Raw genomic sequence first — 19,656 nt, 5'->3', positions numbered from 1 at the left:
CATAATTCAGGACTCTTGGGCCTCACAAGCCTAGTAGACCTCACGCAGGCCGCGCTTGATCTTTCGGCGAAACCGCATATGCACGATCCAGCATCAGTCCCGTCCCATGCTCGTCAATGACCGCCGGACACATCGGCCACATCGCTCGAACAATTCCGAGCCAGCCCTCCAACTTCTCCCTGAACTTGCGCGGCCGCGCGTATTCGGCACTCCCCAACTGGCTCGCCAGACCGAAGCGCCCGAAAAGAGGTATCCATTCTTGCCGCGTTGCCGTAAAGCAGCGATAGGAAAGCCACATGAACAGGTCCAGAGCCGCCGGACAGGAAGACAGAGCTTTGGCTGCGTCTAGATCTGTGGGAATCGGGTGGTCCAGAATCTCTCGATAGAACTGATCGCTCAGCAGGATCACGTTCTGGCAGTCCCCAGGCAGCAGCTGCTCATTGGAGTACCTCGAGTACCAGATCCTCGCCTCAGTCATGAAGTTGAACCGGGCGCAGTGGACGACGGCTGTACGTTCAAGTTGCGTGTCTGTGCCGAAGAAGATCGTTGCACCAAAGATCCTCTGGAATGAGGCAATTAGCCGGCGGTACTGTGAGCCCCCTTGCTGAAGCCCGAAGGCGTCAAGCATCTGCGCTGCGCTACTGAATTGGATCCGTGGTGACTTTTGTCGAATCGCGAGGGTCGCCAAGAAGATGGGAATCAGTCGGTCCTGCCCCCAGGGCAATCCATAGCTCGGATGCCCGGTCACCTGGAGGACGAACCGTCCATTGCGGCGCTCATGGAGGAGGCACCCCGTGGGAGGGCGCTTCACCGGCAGCCCACAGAGAACAAAGGGGCGCGACGAGAATCCGAGATTCTGAGTCTCGGTCTCCCGTCGTTCTCGAACCAACTGGATGGACTCTACCTGCCGGAGCCGTCGCTTGGAGACAAGTAGTTCGGGATATCCCAGCCGCAGAGCTTCCCCAACCCGCTCGAACCCACCGTCTCTTGGACTGTTCGGACCGCGCGAGCTCCGGTCGCGCATCGAGTGAAGTTCCACGCCTGGACCCTCAATACCCAGGACGAGTTCCATCGGAACGATCTGACCGACCTCGCTGTGTCAGAACTGCGCCAAAACTCGACCTGTTGATTCCACTTGGGTTGTCTCGAGCGAAGAAGCAGATTCCCCAAGTTATTGTAAATATTGAGATTCAGACGTATGTCAAGGAGCCATTGGAAGGGGCGCTGATCCCTTACAAGCAGGAAGTCGGGGGTTCAAGTCCCTCACCGCCCACCACCCCGCCAGATTCGATGTGCCCTCAGCCCGGTGGGCATCACGGCGATGGCTACCGGCCAGCCCCGATGTACTTCCGGAGAAACACCGTTGCCTGCGGATTGTCGTTGTAGCGCTCGCAGGCGACGTAGCCCCGTTTCCGGTATAGGGCGATGGCCGCCTTGAGGTCGTCATAGCTGTCCAGGTAGATCCATTGCAGGCCCTGGCTACGGGCAAACTCCTCCTGCGCATCCAACAGCTTTTCGGCGATGTGGCGTCCGCGCGCCGAAGGCCGCACGTAAAGCCGTTTGCATTCGACGGCGGAGGCAATGGAAGGCAGACTCTTCAGCGCTACACAGCCGACCGCCTCGCCTTCGAGATACGCCAGCCAGAGGCCCGACGAGGCGCCATGGATCATCTTCTCAATGCTCCGTGGAGTGTCGCGCCGCACCACATGGACGGCTTCGTAATACTCGTGCAGCAGGCCGATCGCATCCTCACTGGACTCCGTCAGCCGTACCACCTGCACGGGCTCTTCGTCGCTCTGGCTGAGAAGCGAGCGAACCTTGGACAACGACTGCACCAGCAGTCCGCGCTCTTCGGCGCCGAGGCCCGCGAGCAGGTCGCTGATCTGGAGCGAGGATTGTTCATTGAGCCGGGCCACCGCCGCCTCACCCGCTGCTGCCAGCGTGAGCAGCTTCTCGCGCCCATCTTCCCTGGACGCCGTTTGACGGATCAGCTTCCGCTTCGTCAGCAGCGCGAGCAAGCGGCTGAGGTAGCCGGCATCGAGCCCCAGCCTGCCACGCAACGTCGCGGCGGTAGTCCGCGGAGTGGTCCCGATCTCGTAAAGGATCCGGGCCTCCGTCAGCGAAAACTCTCCGTCCAGGTGCCGTTTCCGCAGCAACCCCAATCGCGCCGTATAGAAACGATTGAAGTCGCGGACCACGGCAATCTGGTCTGCCTGCGTGCTCGATATAGCGCCGTTGGCCATCGACAACAGGCTACCTGAAAGTAGTTGCTTTTGGCAATGACTTTGCCCGCGAGACTCTCCGCGCCTTCACCGCACCAGATCCAGGATCATCAAAAACGTGTCGGCGAATCCGTTCCGCACCGGCTGCGCCGCGCCCGGTGTCGTGGCCATCTCGGGCGAGTTGGTGTCACCGACAATACACACCTTGCCACTGGTGGAGATCGCCGCCGCCGTGGCGCTGTCCTCGTTCGGTCCGCCCAGATAGGACGCGGAGACCACGGCTCCATCCGGATCCAGTTGCAGGTAGTAGCCGATGGAATAGAGGCCGGACGCCGCGCCAGGCAGGGCGTCCACGGTCCGGGGAAAGTCGGCCGAGTAGGTGGCGCCGGTCAGCACCGCGCGCCCCGCCGCATCCACAGCCAGGCCCAACCCGCTTTCAAAGTCCTGCCCGCCCACCAGCCGTGAATAAAGCAGTCGCGATCCGTCGGCGCTGAACTTCGCCACAAAGGCATCGCCCCGGCCGCCGCCATACGCATTCACTGCCCCATTCAAATCGCTCGAATTCGTGGAACCCGCGATGTAGATATTGCCACTCCCATCCAAGGCGATCCGGTTGGCGGTGTCGGCGCTGGCGCCGCCGAAGTAAGTGGAGAACAACTGAGTACTTCCGTCAGCGCTCACCTTGGTGAGGAAGGCGTCGGTGGCGGCACCGCTCAGGGCAAACCAGACGCCGGGTTGGTTGGGTGCGAACTCCAGCCCGAAGACATTGGAATTCAGCGGCTGGGAGGCCACCGCTTCAAAACTCCTGCCATCGTCCGTACTGCGAAGCAGCCCTTGCGAACCCGCCTGGTAAAGGGTCCTGCGATCCACCGGATCGAAGAACAATCTCGAACTCAGGGCATAGCCGATCTGTGTCCAGTTCACTCCGCCATCCACGCTCTTCAGCAGGAAAGAGGCATAAGCCCCGTACAGCACACCATTGCCGTCAGGGTGGACCACCAGCCCGGCGATCGGGACTGCACGGTTCACTGAGGACCACGTTACGCCGAAGTTCTGGCTGCGCCAAACTCCGTGGTTGTTCGTCGAATACAATGTGCCGGGGTTGCCCCGATCGATCACCGGAGCGGAGAAGTTGTTTTCGCCAACGATCGTCGTCATCCCCCACGTGTCGCCGCCGTCCGCGCTGAAGTAGAAGCCCGCGCTGCCCCCTGCTGAGCACCTCCGGGCATCCGCCGGGTCGCACACCATGTCTCCGAAGTTCGTCACCTGAGACGTCCAACTCAGGCCACCGTCCCTGCTGCTCAGCTGGGTATACCGGAACACTACGGAAGTAAATGCAAAGACCACCATATGGCTTGAGTCGCTGGGATCCAGCACAACCTTCGCAATATTCTCTCCGCTATAGAAAAGGGACCACGAGCCGCCGCCATCGGTGCTGCGGAACAGCCCCCTGGTCCCGGCAGCATAGACCACTGCGGCATTCCGCGGATCAAAAGTCACGCTCGCCACACGCATGTCCTCCAGTCCGGGCCCGGGCAGCGCCCAGTGCGCTCCGGCGTCCGAGGTGAGAAACAGGGTCCGCCCGGCATTCGATCTCTGGGCGCCGCCGTCGCGCGGCTCGAGGTCATTGGTGCTGCCCGTGACATACACATTCCCGTCCCGGTCCGTCGTCAAGGCATTGACCTGATCGGTCAGCCTCGACATGGAAGTGACGAAGACAAAACGTGAGCCCGCCGGATTCAGCTTCACCAGGAAACCGCTGCCCGTACCCAAGGCCGCCATCGCGCCGGTTGTCACGCGAAGCTGAACGGCCGAAGTCTTGCCGGCCACCAATGCGTAGCCCGCCGCGTCCACGGCGATCGCGTTGCCGCTGTCTGAGGCAACCCCGCGGGCCAACAGCGTCGAGTAGAGTATCGAGTTGCCCGCGGCATTCAGCTTCGTGACGAAGACCCCGGCTGCCGCGCCGGCGGCAGTCCCCAATGTTGTGACAATCGCGCCTTCCGTCGTGGGAAAATCCCGCGAAATCGTGCTCCCCGTGATGTACGCATTGCCATACCGGTCCACAGCGATCGCGTTGGCCTTGTCATCGGAGGCGCCGCCCAGAAACGTGCAGTACACCAGCCGGCCATTCGCATCGAACTTGGCGACAAACGCGTCCGTGCTGTAACCGCTATAGCCCAGCGAACCCTGATAGGCGTCTTCCGTTACCGGAAAGTCGGCCGACATGGTGTAGCCGGTCATGTAGATGTTCCCCTGGTCATCGGTCACCACGGCCGACGCGTGCTCGTTCGACCCGCCACCGAGGAAGGTGGAGTAACTCAGGGAGGCCGCCCGGATCCGGTCCCGGTTCCTCAATCTCAGCGTCTCTCCGCGCCGCCATTGCGCCGGATCTTTTCCCAGGAAGTAATGGAACTGCGCCTCCTGCTGGCCCGGCAGCATACCCGCCGCCATCGTGGCCGCCAGCCAGGCCGCCCCCAGAACGCTCGACGTCTTCATTGCGCCACCACCGAAATCAGACAACGGTTGCCGGCCACACCGCCCACCGTCAACACCATCGGGTACTCGCTGGAAACCAGCATCGGAATCCGGATCTCCGCCTGCCCCACGCCCACCTGCCCGGGAGCCGCGCCCAGGTACACCACCGCTCCATCCTTCTTGCCGATCCTCACACTGGACGGCAACACAGCCCGTGCTTTGCCCGCCGCCGCCTCACCCGTCACCGGACCATTCTCCAGCGGCCCCACACCCGTCAGAGACACCGTCACAACCGACCCTGCCGCCGCGGGATGTTCCGGCCCATTCACGCTGCCGTCCTCGTTCGTCGCCACCGCGCGCGCCGTCTCCAGATCCACCCGGACGTTCGGCGCCGCTTTCAGGATCCGCAACGCCGCCGGCAGGCTGTCGCCCTCCGCAGTGCGCACTACGATTTCGACCACCGTGTCCGCCGGCGTCTCGTACGGCACCTGGAACTCGATCCTCTCCGGACCCACCTTCAGCAGCGGAGCCGGCCGCCCATCTATCAGCACACGGGTTCCCAACAGTTCCAGCGGCAGTGGTGTACCGGCCGCCTCGGCCGTACCGGACGCCAGATGCGATCCGGAAAGCCATTGCACTGAGCCCGGCACCGCTCGCCCTGTCCGCTGCGTAAATGGATCCACCAGACCGCCGGTGGCCACCTGGGGCCGCACCAGGCTCTCTCCGAATCGAATGATCTTGAACTCGAGGTCCTCCGCGGACGTGGCCTGGCCCTGTTCGAAGGTCCGTGTCAAGCTGGCCAACAGCACCTGATCCGCCGCATCCACGGCAAGAGCCGATGCAAAGTTCTCGAAGTACCCGCGGTAGTCCATCGCTGGTTCCGATCCGTCGATACGCGCCAGGAATGTCCCGGCGATGCTCCCGGCCAGTCCGGGCTCTCCGCGTGGCTTTGCACTATCCGCGCTGAAAGGGAACTCCGCTGATCGCGCCGTGCCCATCGCGTAGATCGTGCCTTGCCAGTCCATCGTGACACCCAGGCCGTCCTCCTGCAGCGTCCCACCCAGATACGTGCCGAACCGCAGAGTCTGGCCTGAGCTGTCAAACTGCGCCACGAACGCATCCGGAGCCGCGCCCGCACCAAGGTCAGCGCCCGCCTCGCTCCACGCAGAAAGAGCACCGCCGAAAATTCTCTGCGGCCCGGATTCGGTCGTAGGCAGGTTCGTCGAGTTTGTCGAGCCAACCATCGTCACGTTCCCATCCACATCCACGGCCAGCGACCGGCCCACATCGAACCCGGTCCCTCCGAAATAGGTGGAATAAACCCAAGCCGAGCCGTCAGAGTTGATCTTGGTCAGAAACGCATCCCATGCGGGCGGCGCCGATACATACACACGGGACGAAGTGCCTGCGTCCATTTGCAGCGACCGTATCTTGCCGGACAGCACAAGGCTCGAAGTGGCCGCGCCCCCCTCGAACCGGATCCGGTAGAGGCCCTGCGAGGTGATCTGGTACGCCGTATGAGGATCCCCTGAGTCGATGGCGGAAACCCCGGCATTCAGCGCCAGTGTCCAGTTCTTCCCGCCGTCCTCACTGAGGTAAGTCGACGCGCCGGACGCGTAAAGGATCGATGGATTTCCGGCCGCAACCAGCAGCTTTGAACCCGCGATGCGCGCATCCTTGCCAACCTCAGCCCAGGTCGTACCGCTATCTGCGCTCTTGAGCAAAGTGTCGCCGCCAAGCACGTACAAACCCTGCTCGTTCACCGCATCCACCGCCACCTGATTCACGCCATGCCCCAGGGCATTCAGGGCGGACCACGTATCTCCGGCGTCCCGGCTGCGCCACAGCGTACCCAGCGCCAGGAAGTAAAGAGTAGAGCCCTGCCGGCCGGCTGTCAGGCTCACGTCCGCACTCGAGTTCGGCAGCCGGATCGGCTGCCAGTTCGCGCCGCCGTTCGTGGTTCTGTAGAGTGTGCCCGCGGCAACCAGATAGAGGATGGAATCGTCCTTGGTGTCGAAGAGAACGGCCGCCGGCTGGACCGGAATGGGCGCATACGGAAACCAGGCCGCACCGCCATCCACCGTCTTATACAACCGGTAGATTCCGTCGCCGGGATCCTGGAGAACCGCCAGCACCACACCCGCCGCGTTAGGGTGAGCTACCAGGAGCGACGGTGCCACCGGCAAGCCGCTCTCCGCTCTCCGCCAGTTGGCAGCGGCATCCTCGCTTCGCATCAACACCCCGCCGCCAGGTTCCCACTGCCGGGCCTGCGCCACGGGAAAGTCAGGCGACTTGGTCCAGCCTGTCACGTAAGCTTGCCCGGCTTTGTCGACGGCAATGGCCTGGATCGCGTCATCGGCACTTCCGCCGAGATACGTCAGGTACTCGAACTGCTGACCGTCCGCTTTCAGCTTCCCGGCAAATCCATCCGACCCCAGGGTCGCCCCATTCCCGGATCGCGCTTGCGCCGCACCCGGCGTCACAGCCAGTCGCGGCGAGGTGGTAGAGCCGGCCACATACGCGGCCCCTGTTTCGTCCAACGCGATGGCGGTGGGCGTCATTTCCGGAAGACAGGACGCATACTCCGCCGAATCCCCGCGCCGGCCCAACTTCACCACGAATCCGTTCGGCTCCGGGCCGCAGCCGGCATAGCCCGGCGCGGATCGATCCTGGAGCCTGCCCGTCACGTACGCGTGTCCGGCCGCATCCACAGCCATCCCGTCTATGCGCCCGCTCACGTAGGTGGAATACAGCATCACATCCCCGCCCGGGTTCAGCTTGGTGACGAAGCCGGTGAGTCGAAAACCGGAAACCGTCTGGTAGGCTCCGGGCGTCAGCGGGAATGAGCTCGAGCTCGTGTTCCCTGAAAGATACGCATTCCCCTGCGCATCCCGCCCCACAGCCACGGGCGTCGCGCCCGACGTGCCGAACGACGCCGTGAAGGTCACCACGGGGTCGATGACCAGCTTCCGGCGCGCATCATAGTCACTCACCGCAAATGCATACTCGTGGTTGGCCACACGCCGGTACTCCGCCTTCACCGGCCTTCTCGCTCCGCCATATTCCTGGTAGACCACCGGACGGTGCTGGACCATCTCGCCGTGCTCTGTCCCGATCAGCAGGTCGCCTGATTTGGACACCCGCGTCGACGAAGCCCCATCAACCCGAATCCGCAGTTGTTTCGGATCCGCCCCGGGCTGCAGCACCAGATCGTACTCGACGTTTCGCTGGTTTCCGTAGTATTCGAGATCGATGCCCGGATACACGTCGCGATAACGGACGCGTTGCCAGGTGGGCACATTCGTGCGCCACTTCGCTCGATCCACCCCCAACAGGTAGTTCACTTTGCCGGGCAGAGGCTGCAGCGCTTCAGGCCGTGCCGTCCGCCGGGCGCCTGCAAACTGGATGCGAACGGGCTCCTTCACCCCTGAATTGATCTCCAGCTCCCAACCGGAAACCCGAATCACCTGTTCACCCGCGCGCGTGACGAATCCGGAGGCTCCGCCCACCTGGTGGGGCTCAGGCTCAAACGCTAACGGCAAGAGGGAAGAGCGGGACGAACCCTTCGACCCCGGCTCAGCGGCAACCGGGAATCCGCACACCAGTACGCACAACACTATCGAGCAGCATGACCCAATTCGCATTCTGTTCCATAGTAATTGGAACAAAGCGGCAAAAAACCGCTTCCATCCGGTTCAGGAGGGCTCAGGCAAACCGCCCTCAATGTTGGTTCGCTAACTGTCCTGGCTCGCGGTCTGACGCCAAACAGAAGCCTCACGGCGCTGTCTCACGTAAGACTCGCTACAAATGCAGCGCCAAATGGCCGGCCAGCCCACACTGGGCTTCCCCACAAGAAACAGGGCTCCCTCTGGGACGGGAGCCCTGTCCGCCGGCCTATATCACCGGCGCTCGCACGTAGGTATCAGGCTGCTTACTTCGAGAAGCTGAACATACCCGGCTTCAGCACCATCATGAATCCAGCCGTGATCATCGTCTGATGCTTCGACGCCCCGGGGATCTGCCCCACCTGGAAGAACGGTTGATCCGACCAGTCCCTGCGGTACTCGATCCTCGCGATAAAGCTCTCGTTGAACTTCCATTCCCCAGTGCCAGTGAACTCCTTGAACGCCTGCGGAGTGCCCGTCCAGAAACCGTCCTTGTCGCTGTAATACTCAATGCGAGGCGACACAGCGAGGTGCTTCGTCAGTGCAAACCGCGCGGCCGACGCCATGCCCCAGAACGTGCCCGAACCGCCACCTGCGTACTTGCTGTTGCCGATGTCCAGGTTGTAGTAGGCCGAAATCTTGTCCGTCGCCGTCACCGTCACGGCCAGATCGTAGAAATTCCGCCAACCCTTGTTCGTGTTGTTGTTCTCCGGCCCGGTGTAGTAGTTGTTGGCAACTACCACCTTCTTGAGGGTATTTAGGCTGGTAAAGCCGTACGTCTTGCCCGAGTTGTTATCGCGCATCAGGTTCCAGCCAGTCACGGCCTGTCCGCCCACCGACCACGTCGGTGTCACCGGCACCGTCACCCGAAGGCCCGTGTGATAGTAGGGGCCGAACGCGAACAGCAGCGAACGCGAATAATTCCAATTCAGGTGACTCTCCGTCACCTCAGCGCCTGCCGAAGTAACGAACTTTCCGAAGTCCACCGTGACGCCTTTCCAGCCCTTCGGCTTCAAGGTGACATAGGCATTCAGCAGGTGCCGGGACCAGTCAGTGTGCTTTGGCTCGCTCAGGTAGAACGAATCGTACGTCCGCCCGTCGCCGACATCCACACGGAATCCGATCGGATTCGCATCATAACTGAAAGATGCTGTCGCGCTGTTCAAGCTGAACTTGTTCGCAGTGATGTTCAACGCCTGAACCTGCGAGAAGCGCGAGGAGGGGTTGTTCTCATTCTGGTTGTAGTAAACGTCCACATAACCGCTTGCGCTGAACCCCTTGTAGGTCCACGCCGTGGGCGGTGGTGCATCCGCCGGCGCCGCTGCCGGAGGCGTTGTCGGGGCTTGAGCGCCTTGGTCTTGAGCGAAGGCATAGGTGCTCAGGCAGAGAGTCAGTGAGCAGAGAATTCCGTAGTTACGCATGGCTATGTTGTTTCTTGATGTGCTTGCGGATCGATGCCACACCGGCATTCCTGACGAGGGAGATGAAGCCGTGCGCTGTCCCGGGTGCCACCGCGGCGGTAGGTCGTGGCCGCGCGAAAGACAGGAATCAACCGGGTTTTAGTGAGTATGTCGGCTTTCCACCCCTGTGACAAATCGAGACTTTTTATGAGAGCTATCAATGGTGTCGATTCATTCCTCTCATGAGGGACTCATGAACGAACCAACCTTCTCCATTCGCAGCAGCCCATCGTTTGACTTGTCCCGTCCACTGCAAAGCACCCTTTCATACTGTCCTGCAACGCGTTAGGAAGTCATCAGGAACTCCTATGGGACCCATAAGGAACTCGTGAAGGCTGACTCGAACTTCTGATTCCGTAACTTCCCGGAGCGAAATCTCCTCCTCAAACCACTACCTTCCAGAGCGGCCTCCGGGCCCCTCGGTCTTGGATGTTACAGATGAATCCGTTCACCGTTTCGCGCCTGCACGCCCGGCCCTTGGTGTCCGTGCTGGTGGCCAATCACAACTACGAGCGCTGGCTGGGCCGTGCCCTGGAGAGCTTGCTCGCGCAGACATATCCGCACTGGGAGGCCATCGTCTGCGACGACGGTTCCAGCGACGACTCACGGGCGATCATCGCCGCCTATGCAAGCCGGCATGCGCGCATTCGGCTCGTCACCCAGGCCAATGCGGGTATGGCATCGGCCTTAAACACAGCATTCGGCGGCGTGCGCGGCGAGCTCGTCGCACTGTTGGACTCCGATGACGAGTGGCTGCCTGGCCGTCTGCAAGCCGTCGTCGACCGCTTCTATGTCACTCAGCAGGTGGGGATGGTTACCCACCTGGTTCGCGCCGTCCATGCCGGCGGACAATTGCTGAAGCCTATCCACCCGCGGCGTCTCGATTCCGGCTGGCTTGCACCCTCGATCCTGTCCGGCCGCGAACCTGGCCTGCCGCCCTGTTCGGGCCTCACCTTCCATGCTGAAGTGGCGCGCCGCATCTTCCCCCTGCCTGTCCACTTCCGGCGCTGCGCCGACAAGATTGCCCAGGACCGCGCCGCCCTGCTGGCGCCCGTGTCCGCTATCCACTGGCCGCTTTCGCTCTACCGTATTCATGGCGCCAACCTGACCGGCCTCAGCGGCCCCTGCACGCTGGCCGCCCTGGAGAGCAACTTCGAGTTCCTCGAACAGCTCTGGGCCGATCGCCGTGCCTTTGTCCTGGCGCAGCATGGCTTCCTGCCGGATAGTGCGCCCTGGCGCGACATTGAGTCCGCCCATCTCCAATTGGCCCACCGGCTCTTCACCCGGGAACCCGGTGCGGCGGATTACCTCTCCGCCTTGCCTTCGTCAGTACAGCGTCAGGCCTGGCGGCTGCTGCTCGCCCTGCCGGCGCCTGCCGCGCAAGCAGCCCTGCGCTTGTGGTGGTCGGAAAACGCCGTTAAACGCGTCTTCCGCAACTCCTGGGATCTGCTCCGTCAACCCGCCTAAAACGCAATGCGGCCCATAGCCATCGCCCAAGTCGTCGGCTGCATGCGCCGCGCCGGCATAGAAACCTGGCTCATGAATGTCGTGCGCCGCCTGGACCCGCGCCGCTTCGAGTTCACCTTCTGCGTCCATGCCGAACACGAGGCCGACTACGATCGTGAACTGCTGGACCGCGGCTGCCGGATGGTGCGCATCGGCTGCTCGAAGCTTTCGCCGGCCTATCCGCTCGCCTTGGCGCGCTGTCTTCAGCAGGCCGGCCCGTTCGACGTGATCCATAGCCACGAACATCAGATCAGCGGGGTCATCCTCGCCGTCGCCCGCTCACTGGGCATTCCGGCGCGCATCGCGCATTGCCACAACGACACCTCCGGCAACGACAGCCTCCCCAACCTGCCACGCTTCACATACCGCGCCGTGATGCGCCGCCTCATTCGCCTCCACGCCACGCGCGGACTGTCCTGCAGCGAGCTCGCCGCGCCCTCTCTCTTCGGCCCCGCCTGGCGCCGCGACTCGCGCTTCCAGATCCTGCCCTACGGTTTCGACTTCGATCGTTTCGACTGCGCCCGTTCAAACCCCTCCCTGCGCGCGGAGCTGGGTATTCCTTCCGATCGATGGGTCATCGGCCATGTGGGCAGGATGGAGCCCCAGAAAAACCACAGCTTCCTGCTCCAGATCGCGGCCAGCTTGAGAGACCTCGACCCTCGCTGCCACTTCCTCTTTGTGGGCGACGGGAAACTGCGCACGGCTGTCGAATCCGCGATCGCCAGGTATGGCCTGGCGAACCGGACCACTATCTTACGCAGCCGGCCCGATGTGCCCGAACTTCTCACCAACGTCATGGACTGCTTTCTCTTCCCATCCCTGCACGAAGGGCTACCGCTGGCACTCATCGAAGCGCAGGCCGCCGGCTTGCCCTGCGTTTTCTCCGGCACGATCACACGCGAAGCCAACTTATTCCCCCACTCGAACGAGGTGCTATCCCTGGACCGTACTCCGGCGGAGTGGGCCGCCCGGATCCTGCAACTGCGTGAGTTCGTCGTCGCAGAAGGCCCCGCACAGCGCGTGGCCAGCTTGAAGAAGACGCCGCTGGCCATCGAGCAGAGCGTCCGCCACCTCGAATTGCTCTACGGAGTTCCTCATGCCGCCGCTCAATGAGCCGCTGAACATCCTCCACATCACGGCCCGTGCCGATACCGGCGGCGGCCCGGAAGTGATTCGGCAGTTGATCGCCGGCAGCCCACCGGATCTTCGTCACTACGTCGCCTGCCCGGCGGACCCGCCCTATTGGGACCGCTGGCGCACGTTGCTCGGCGCCGGGTCGCTGATCGCCATCCCCAGACGGAGCTTCCACCCCCAGGTCCTCACCAGTCTCGTTCGCTTCGCCGGGCAGGCGTCCATCCATCTGATCCATGCCCACGGCTTTGGCGGCGGCCTCTACGCCCGCCTGCTTGCTGTCTGGCTTGGCAGGCCATGCCTCCACACGTTCCATGGCTACTATCCGCGCGGCTGCTCGGGCCTGATCCACCGGGGCATCGAAAACCTGCTCGCTCCGTTCACCACAGCCGGGATCGCCGTTTCTGCATCTGAGGCCGCCCGTATTGGAATCGGAGTCCCGCTGCTCCGCGGCCGTCTCAGCGTTGTTCCCAATGGTGTACTGTGCCCGCAGGCTCCGCCCGCCCGCGCCACGGGTGGCCCGCTCCGCATCGTCGCCATCAACCGCCTGGAGCCGCAGAAGAACCCGCTGGCCCTGATCCGGGTGGCCGACCTTTGCGCCCGCCGCATGGGTCACGCCGGTTTTCAACTACGCATTGTGGGCGACGGCCCCCTGCGCCCCGCGGTCGAAGCCGAGATCCGCCGCCGGGGCCTGAACTCCGAAGTCCGGCTGCTGGGCACCTTGCCGGACTGCCGCCAGGAACTCTCCGTAGCCTCGCTCTTCCTCTCCACTGCCCGCTGGGAGGGAATGTCGCTCGCCTTGCTTGAGGCAATGGCCCACGGAGTCATCCCCGTCGTCTCGCGAGTGATGGGCAATGTCGATGTCGTAGAGGACGGAGTGAATGGGGTTCTATTCGCGCCAGGAGATCTGGCCGCCGCCGCCGAGTCGATCCGGCTCCTCGCGCAGGATGAATCCCGGCGGACCCGGCTTGCTCTTCAGGCGCATGCCGCCATCGCCCGCCGGTTCCCCGTCTCCGGCACCATCGGCGCTTATGCCGCGCTCTATCGGGAACTGACGGCGATCGAGCAGCCCGCGCGGCTGTCTGCTGAGGTCCACCCGTGAAGGTCGCCATCGTGCACGACTGGTCAGTCGGCTACGCCGGCTCGGAACGCGTAGTCGAGCAGCTCATCGCCCTATTCCCACAGGCGGACCTCCACTTTGTCGCCGACTTCATACCCGACGCACAGCGCGCCTTCCTCGCCGGAAAGACGCCCACCACGACATTCATCCAGAACCTGCCCTGGGCCCGCCGCCTGGTTCGCCACTATCTGCCGCTCATGCCTATGGCTGTGGAGACCATCGACCTCTCCGGCTATGACGTCATCCTTTCCAGCTCGCACGCCGTGGCGAAGGGCGTCCTGAGCGCCCCCGGTCAAATTCACATCTGCTACTGCCACACTCCGCTGCGCTACGCCTGGGACCTTCAGCACGAATACCTCCGCGAGGCCGGCCTCACCCACGGGATTCGTCGAGCGGCCGCCATCGGCATCCTGCACTACCTCCGCCTCTGGGACGTCCGCACGGCCCATGGAGTCGACCGCTTCGTCGCCAACTCCAACTTCATCGCCGGCCGCATCCGGCGTGTCTATAGCCGCGATTCCGTTGTTGTCTACCCCCCAGTGGATACGGAGTACTACACCCTCTCGGACGATAAGCGCAGTTATTACTTCACGGCTTCCCGCCTGGTCCCCTATAAGCGCATCGGCCTGCTGCTCGATGCCTTTCGTCAAATGCCCGGACGCCGCCTGCTGGTTGCTGGTGATGGTCCGGATCTGGACCGCTATCGCCGGGCTGCACCCACCAACGTGGAACTGTTGGGACCGGTGCCCCGGTCATCGCTGCGGCAGTTGATGCAACATGCCCGTGCGTTCGTGTTTGCGGCCGAAGAGGACTTTGGAATCGTCCTGGCCGAAGCGCAGGCGTGTGGAACACCGGCCATCTGTTACGGCCGCGGCGGAGCGCTCGATATCGTCGTCGACGAGCAAACAGGACTCTTCTTCCGCCAGCCGACGGCGGAGTCGCTCCGCGAAACCGTTGGCCGCTTTGAGGCTCGTACGGCCCGCTGGGATTCGCACCACATCCGCCGCAACGCCCTCCGCTTCAGCATCCAGTCCTTCCGGGACAACTTTCTCCAGGTGTTCCACTCGGCAACACACGCGCCGGAGGAGGAATGCGGCCCGCTGCAGGTGGGCTCATGAGCAGCACCATCCTCGCCTTCGACCGGCCGGCCGCCGCGCGGCGCCCCGATTCTCTCTGGGCCGCCGACTGCGCCATGATCCTGCTCGACATCGCAGCGATCCTGTCCGCGGCCAGCCTGGCCATCCTGCTCCGCTACTGGATCGCCGGCCCCTACGACTTAGGCTTCTACCTGAAGCTCATCCCCATGGCGCTGCTGCACCCGCTCTCACTTGGAATGGCCGGAATGTACCCTGCCCGCGGGCTCAATCCGGTCGCCGAACTGCGCGGCCTCTGCCAGGCGGCCACGTTCACGTTTCTGTGCCTGGCCGCGGCAACCTTCTTCCAGCGCGATGCGGTCTCGTACTCCCGCCTGGCCTTGCTGCTGGCCTGGATCCTCACCATGTTGGTCAGTCCCTTGCTGCGTCAGTTGGCGCGCTACCTGCTGGGTAAGGCGGGCTGCCTGGGCGCTCGCGCGGTGATCCTCGGCTCCGGTGATGCAGGCCGAAACCTGGCTGTCGCCCTCGCCAACCGGCCGTCTCTCGGCTTCAAGGTGGTAGCCGTGCTCGATGCGGCCCCAGGGGCCTCAACCGATGTTCCGTCGCAGATCACAGGCGGGCTGGAGTTGGCTCCGGCCCTCGCCGCCGAAACCGGAGCAACCTACGCCATCCTGGCCATGCCCCAGGCTTCGGGCTCGGAACTGACCGCCCTCATTGAGCGCTACCTCTGGCCGTACCGGCACGTCCTGATTCTGCCGGGCCTATTTGGCATCTCCAGCCTCGACGCCGCCACCCGGGATCTGGCCGGCGTGCTCGGGGTCGAAGTCAGCCACCGCCTGATGTGCCCGGCCCCTCGTCTCTTTAAGCGCATCTGCGACCTGACTCTGGCCATAGGCGGCGGGCTTCTGATACTTCCCTTGCTCGTCCTGGTCGTGGTGGCCATCTGTCTCGGTTCCTCGGGCCCGGTCTTCTACGCCAGCCCAAGGATCGGTGAGAATGGCCGCCGCTTCCGCGCCTGGAAATTCCGCACCATGGTGGTCGGCGCGACCGAGGTCCTGCGTCAACATCTGGACCAGTCACCGGAACTCCGGGCCGAATATGAACGGGAAAGCAAACTAAGGAACGACCCCCGCATCACCTGGATGGGCCGCTGGCTCCGCCGCACCAGCCTCGACGAACTTCCTCAACTTTGGAACGTCATCCGCGGAGAGATGAGCCTGGTGGGCCCGCGCCCCATTCTTGAGCACGAGATGCCTCGCTATGGCGCTTGCTATCAACTGTATAAGAGGACCCGCCCTGGCCTCACCGGGCTGTGGCAGGTCTCCGGCCGCAACAACACAACCTACGCCCAACGCCTGGGCTACGTTGAGTACTACGTCCGGAACTGGTCGGTCTGGCTGGACCTCTACATCCTGTGCCGAACCGTCAAGGTGGTCCTCACCGGTGAAGGTGCTTACTGAGAGAAGCGCACGCTGGTTTGGGGTGATAGGGCGCGGATAGATGGCCACCCGTGGAAGTGGCGGTCACAGTCCCGGCAGCGGTAGGGCCGGCCGCCCAGGGCGGTGAAGACCTGATCCAGGACGCCCCTGCGGTGCATCCTGCGGATATCAAGCCCGCCGCACTGCGGGCAGCATAGCCTGAGAACGCGCGCCACCCAGGCCGAAACCGGAATCGACAGCATATCCGCAACCCCTTCTAATCATTGGAGGTGACGGCCAGCACAACCACGGCAATCAGCAGCGAGGCGAAGGCCGGATTCTGATGCATGGGATAGTCCATCAACCCGTGCACGAGCACCACCAGGGCGCCGACGCCCCACAGCGACCGCAGCAGCCGCGGCGCCGCCATCCCTGTGAACCAGAGCATCGCCAGCAGCATGGGCACTCCGCCTTCGGCGGCCCATTGCAGCCAGTCCTGATGCGCCGTGTTCACGATCAACCCGATATCCATATCGGCATAGGCGGGATAAGCAATCGGAAAACTGCCGAGGCCAAATCCGGTGGCCGGCCGCTCACGAATCATCGCCAGCGTCGACTTCCAGATGGGCAGCCTTAAGTCCATCCGCGGATCCAGTCCGGTCACCCGCTCCAGCATCCCCGACCAACCAGCCAGAAGCCCCCCTGCTACCGCCAGCAAAGCCAGCGAAACACCGGACCAAACCAGCACCTTGCCACGTGCGGTGCCGGAGATGTAAGCCGTAGCCAACAACAAACCCAATTCCAACAAACCCATCAACAGGCCCGACCGCGAGGCGCTCGCCAGGATCCCGCCGAACAACAGGGCCGCCGCTGCAAACCATAGCGGCGCCCGATTGCGATCCTTCAGCGACTGAAACAGGACTACCGGCAGGACCAGTTCGACAAACTGTGCAAACTTGTTGTGATAGACAAAGGGTCCAAAGACGCGCTCGGTGTAGCCGCTGTCGAACAGCCAGAATACCGTGCCGCCGGCAGTCCAGCACTGCAGCATTGCCTCCAGGGCCAGCACGGTCCCGAAGACCGCAAAGAGTAACCGGAAGCGCCGCGTTTCGCCGGCCAATTGTACGGCTACGAACGCCACGGCCAGGTGTCCGGTCCAGATCAGTACGGCTTCCGACGTATTCCATGGATCCACGCTCCAACCGGCGGCCAGCTGACAGAGCCCCCAGCAGGGCACCGCCGCCAACGGCCAAAGCAGCGGATGCCAACGCGGTTGCCGGCCGGCCTTCCACGCGTCGACAAGACAGGCCGCCGCCAGCAGCAAGGCCAAGCTCTGGAACGACGCCACCGCCCACCGGTCGCGCACCCATAGCGTGAGGATCCCCCAAGCCAAACAAAGGAATAGGGCTGTACTCATGGCTGGGGCTCCGCTCGCAGCTCCACGCGCCGCAACGAGACGTCGCCCTGCATCCGGATGCGGCCCGGCCTGCATGCCGCCACCAGGGCCAGCCGCACCAGCCTGTCACCTGGCGGACCCCGATAGCGGAGCCGCGTGGTCGCCCACTCGTCCCCATGGAGAGGCACCCTGTCGGCTTCGTAAGGCAGCGACGTTTCGGCGTCAAGGATCCGCCAATACAGCGCCGAGTCCGCCGAATCAATGCCTTGCGTGCGCGCGTCCACAGTCAGGCACCAGGTCCTGCCCCCGCGCAGGAACAACCACTGCTGTAGTAGGACGGTCTCCCGCGGCTGTGAGCCCGTCAAGGTAAATCGCATGCCATGTCCGCCGGTCAACACGAGGCTCGAGATACCGTTGGCCGCCGGCGCCTGCCAGTCGAACCCGCTGCCGAGAAACGGGGCCCGCAGCTCCGGATTCGTCACCGGAGCGTCCACCGTCGGCGCTGCATACCGAACCAGGTTCTTTCGGCACATGGACATCCAGACGCGGAACGCATCCTCGGGCCGGCCCGATCCGGCCAGTCCGCCGATCGCATCGACCAACACGGGAAGCGCCTCGCCCGCCTCGTCCGGCCGTGCGCATTCCACCACCGCCTCCGCCACCGGGCGAAGCTGGCCGTCCGCCGGTTGACTGGCCTGATAGCTCAGCAGGGCCAGCCGCAGATCGAGCCGGGCCGGCAGGATTTCCCGCAACAGGAAGGCGGCCGTCCCACCCTGAGCCGAGCACTGCCGGAACATCGCCGTGTGGTCCCAATACGAACGGTCAAAGGCCTCGCTGGTCCAGCGCCAAAACTCCGGTCTCCTCCCTTGCCGCGCGTAGAACAGGGCCAGGCTCCAACGAGGCTGCCAGAGATGGTTCAGCTCCGCGCCACGCAGCAGCAGGCTCTCCGCTTCTGGCGCCTTTCCCGCTGATTCCAAAGGCAATGCTGAAGCGATGGCCGCCTCGGCGTTGCGCGGGTCGAGCTCCAGGCTGCGCAGCCACAACGGCAGCGCGTCGCCGCCCTCCTGTTCGCGGAGCCGAGCAGCGGCCCGCCAGCAATCAGGATTCCCGTCCACGAAGTGGCAGGATTGCTCCGCCGCTCGAGAGGAGTGGGCCCGCCGCCACTGCCACTCCGCCCAGGCGCGCTGGACATGTAGCTCCGCGGCCGCCGCAAACACCAGCAGCAGCAAGAACGGCGCAAATCGACTCACTTTGTTCATAGCTCGCCGATATGTGTAGTGGGCGCGGCTGAGAAAATCTTTCGCGGAAATCCACCTCTTTGTGTAGGAAGGCTCGAGAAAGTGAACGGGAAACAAGCATTTGGATCGATCGGGATGACGCTGCTTCTGGCGCTGGGCGCACAGGCGGCGGAGGCGGTGATCGGGCAGGCGATCTCACAGGGCAGCATGGACGTAGACCACGCGTTGGCGGCGGGCATCGCACCGCTTTCCAGCGGATCGGTCGTCAAGACCGCGGAAACGCCGGGCCGCATCGTGCTGCAAAACGGCATGCGTGGCTCGCTGGGACCAGCCAGCCTGGCCGAAGTCTATGCAGACCGGTTGGTGCTGCAGTCTGGCCAGGCGGCAATCTCAGCCGGAGCGGGCTACCGTGTACAGGCTGCGGGCTACACCGTAGCACCGGCCGCGGGTGCGCAAGCCAAAGTGGAAGTGAGGCAGGGCCAGGTGGCGGTCGGAGCTACCAACGGAGTGGTTTCTGTTTCCAATCAAGAAGGCATCCTGTTAGCGCGCGTCAATCCTGGCGCCGCACTGTCGTTTGAGCCGGCTCCTGCCGCGGATCCCCTTTCAAAAGTGACCGGCAAGCTGGAGAAGCGCGGTGACCGGTTCTTTCTCACCGATGAAGTGACGAACGTCCAGGTGGAGTTGGTTGGCAGGAATCTGGCCGGGGATGTCGGTCATCGCATCAGCGTGGCGGGCATGCCAAAACAAGGTTCCGACCATCAAATCCTGGATGTGACGCAGGCCACGCGCCTGGAAGGAGCCGCGGGATCGTCCACAACGGCCAAAGCGGCCTCGGGCATCAGCCACGGCACAAAGATCGGACTGGCTGTGGTGGGCGGAGCCGTAGCCGCAGCCGGCGTCAGTCTCGGCGCGATCAGCCGCTGATCCTCTC

At 63.6% G+C, this 19,656-nt stretch carries 13 protein-coding genes; 6 read left to right on the top strand and 7 right to left on the bottom strand.

Translation table 11 applies throughout. From position 1 onward, the window contains the following. Nucleotides 1-40: 40 nt before the first annotated feature. The 5 genes from IRI77_RS24990 to IRI77_RS24970 form a co-directional block, all read right to left on the bottom strand. Nucleotides 41-1,024, bottom strand: a complete 984-nt coding sequence (locus tag IRI77_RS24990) for a replication protein RepA (RefSeq protein WP_194453786.1) — start codon at nt 1,022-1,024, stop codon at nt 41-43. A 301-nt stretch (nt 1,025-1,325) separates the two neighbouring features. Continuing rightward, the gene (locus tag IRI77_RS24985) at nt 1,326-2,243 is read right to left on the bottom strand and encodes a bifunctional helix-turn-helix transcriptional regulator/GNAT family N-acetyltransferase (RefSeq protein WP_194447719.1); all 918 of its coding nucleotides are present in this window, start codon (nt 2,241-2,243) and stop codon (nt 1,326-1,328) included. 66 nt (nt 2,244-2,309) lie between these two features. Next, entirely contained in the window at nt 2,310-4,718 is a 2,409-nt protein-coding gene (locus IRI77_RS24980; RefSeq protein WP_194447718.1) for an SBBP repeat-containing protein, read from the bottom strand. Next, complete coding sequence (locus IRI77_RS24975; RefSeq protein ID WP_194447717.1) at nt 4,715-8,341, bottom strand: DUF7948 domain-containing protein; 3,627 nt, start codon at nt 8,339-8,341, stop codon at nt 4,715-4,717. The genes IRI77_RS24980 and IRI77_RS24975 overlap by 4 nt, the downstream gene beginning before the upstream one ends. Nucleotides 8,342-8,628: 287 nt before the next feature. Further along, a complete protein-coding gene (locus IRI77_RS24970) occupies nt 8,629-9,783 on the bottom strand; it encodes a porin (RefSeq protein ID WP_194447716.1) in 1,155 nt (384 codons plus the stop codon). Nucleotides 9,784-10,260: 477 nt separating this feature from the next. On the opposite strand from IRI77_RS24970, the gene IRI77_RS24965 reads away from it, so the two are divergent. From IRI77_RS24965 to wbaP, 5 genes are read left to right on the top strand one after another with little or no spacing between them, the layout of a single operon-like run. Beyond that, complete coding sequence (locus tag IRI77_RS24965; RefSeq protein WP_194447715.1) at nt 10,261-11,289, top strand: glycosyltransferase family 2 protein; 1,029 nt, start codon at nt 10,261-10,263, stop codon at nt 11,287-11,289. A gap of 6 nt (nt 11,290-11,295) precedes the next feature. Beyond that, complete coding sequence (locus tag IRI77_RS24960) at nt 11,296-12,441, top strand: glycosyltransferase (RefSeq protein ID WP_194447714.1); 1,146 nt, start codon at nt 11,296-11,298, stop codon at nt 12,439-12,441. Beyond that, nucleotides 12,425-13,561 (top strand): glycosyltransferase family 4 protein, encoded by a 1,137-nt coding sequence (locus IRI77_RS24955; RefSeq protein WP_194447713.1) that lies wholly within the window; start codon nt 12,425-12,427, stop codon nt 13,559-13,561. Before IRI77_RS24960 ends, IRI77_RS24955 begins: the two co-directional genes overlap by 17 nt. Further along, entirely contained in the window at nt 13,558-14,697 is a 1,140-nt protein-coding gene (locus tag IRI77_RS24950) for a glycosyltransferase (RefSeq protein WP_194447712.1), read from the top strand. Before IRI77_RS24955 ends, IRI77_RS24950 begins: the two co-directional genes overlap by 4 nt. Next, complete coding sequence (gene wbaP, locus IRI77_RS24945; protein WP_194447711.1) at nt 14,694-16,133, top strand: undecaprenyl-phosphate galactose phosphotransferase WbaP; 1,440 nt, start codon at nt 14,694-14,696, stop codon at nt 16,131-16,133. The genes IRI77_RS24950 and wbaP overlap by 4 nt, the downstream gene beginning before the upstream one ends. Before the next feature lie 235 nt (nt 16,134-16,368). Here wbaP and IRI77_RS24940 read toward each other — a convergent pair whose 3' ends face one another. Then, on the bottom strand, nt 16,369-17,508 hold the full coding sequence (locus IRI77_RS24940; protein WP_194447710.1) for an O-antigen ligase family protein: 1,140 nt from the start codon (nt 17,506-17,508) through the stop codon (nt 16,369-16,371). Next, on the bottom strand, nt 17,505-18,746 hold the full coding sequence (locus tag IRI77_RS24935; protein WP_194447709.1) for a hypothetical protein: 1,242 nt from the start codon (nt 18,744-18,746) through the stop codon (nt 17,505-17,507). The genes IRI77_RS24940 and IRI77_RS24935 overlap by 4 nt, the downstream gene beginning before the upstream one ends. A 114-nt stretch (nt 18,747-18,860) precedes the next feature. Between IRI77_RS24935 and IRI77_RS24930 the strand changes: the two genes are divergently transcribed. Then, nucleotides 18,861-19,649: a hypothetical protein gene (locus tag IRI77_RS24930; RefSeq protein WP_194447708.1), complete on the top strand. Its 789-nt coding sequence runs from the start codon at nt 18,861-18,863 to the stop codon at nt 19,647-19,649. Nucleotides 19,650-19,656: the final 7 nt, after the last annotated feature.

The organism is Paludibaculum fermentans (genome assembly GCF_015277775.1).
GTDB classification, from domain to species: Bacteria; Acidobacteriota; Terriglobia; order Bryobacterales; family Bryobacteraceae; genus Paludibaculum; species Paludibaculum fermentans.
Note: the sequence above shows the minus strand (reverse complement) of the source record. Positions and strands in the feature narration are given on the sequence as shown.

Bases quoted from the DNA above. Each gene is read 5' to 3' on its own strand.
- IRI77_RS24990 (WP_194453786.1), bottom strand. From the start codon at position 1,024: ATGCGCGACCGGAGCTCGCGCGGTCCGAACAGTCCAAGAGACGGTGGG.
- IRI77_RS24985 (WP_194447719.1), bottom strand. From the start codon at position 2,243: ATGGCCAACGGCGCTATATCGAGCACGCAGGCAGACCAGATTGCCGTG.
- IRI77_RS24980 (WP_194447718.1), bottom strand. From the start codon at position 4,718: ATGAAGACGTCGAGCGTTCTGGGGGCGGCCTGGCTGGCGGCCACGATG.
- IRI77_RS24975 (WP_194447717.1), bottom strand. From the start codon at position 8,341: ATGCGAATTGGGTCATGCTGCTCGATAGTGTTGTGCGTACTGGTGTGC.
- IRI77_RS24970 (WP_194447716.1), bottom strand. From the start codon at position 9,783: ATGCGTAACTACGGAATTCTCTGCTCACTGACTCTCTGCCTGAGCACC.
- IRI77_RS24965 (WP_194447715.1), top strand. From the start codon at position 10,261: ATGAATCCGTTCACCGTTTCGCGCCTGCACGCCCGGCCCTTGGTGTCC.
- IRI77_RS24960 (WP_194447714.1), top strand. From the start codon at position 11,296: ATGCGGCCCATAGCCATCGCCCAAGTCGTCGGCTGCATGCGCCGCGCC.
- IRI77_RS24955 (WP_194447713.1), top strand. From the start codon at position 12,425: ATGCCGCCGCTCAATGAGCCGCTGAACATCCTCCACATCACGGCCCGT.
- wbaP (WP_194447711.1), top strand. From the start codon at position 14,694: ATGAGCAGCACCATCCTCGCCTTCGACCGGCCGGCCGCCGCGCGGCGC.
- IRI77_RS24940 (WP_194447710.1), bottom strand. From the start codon at position 17,508: ATGAGTACAGCCCTATTCCTTTGTTTGGCTTGGGGGATCCTCACGCTA.
- IRI77_RS24935 (WP_194447709.1), bottom strand. From the start codon at position 18,746: ATGAACAAAGTGAGTCGATTTGCGCCGTTCTTGCTGCTGCTGGTGTTT.
- IRI77_RS24930 (WP_194447708.1), top strand. From the start codon at position 18,861: ATGACGCTGCTTCTGGCGCTGGGCGCACAGGCGGCGGAGGCGGTGATC.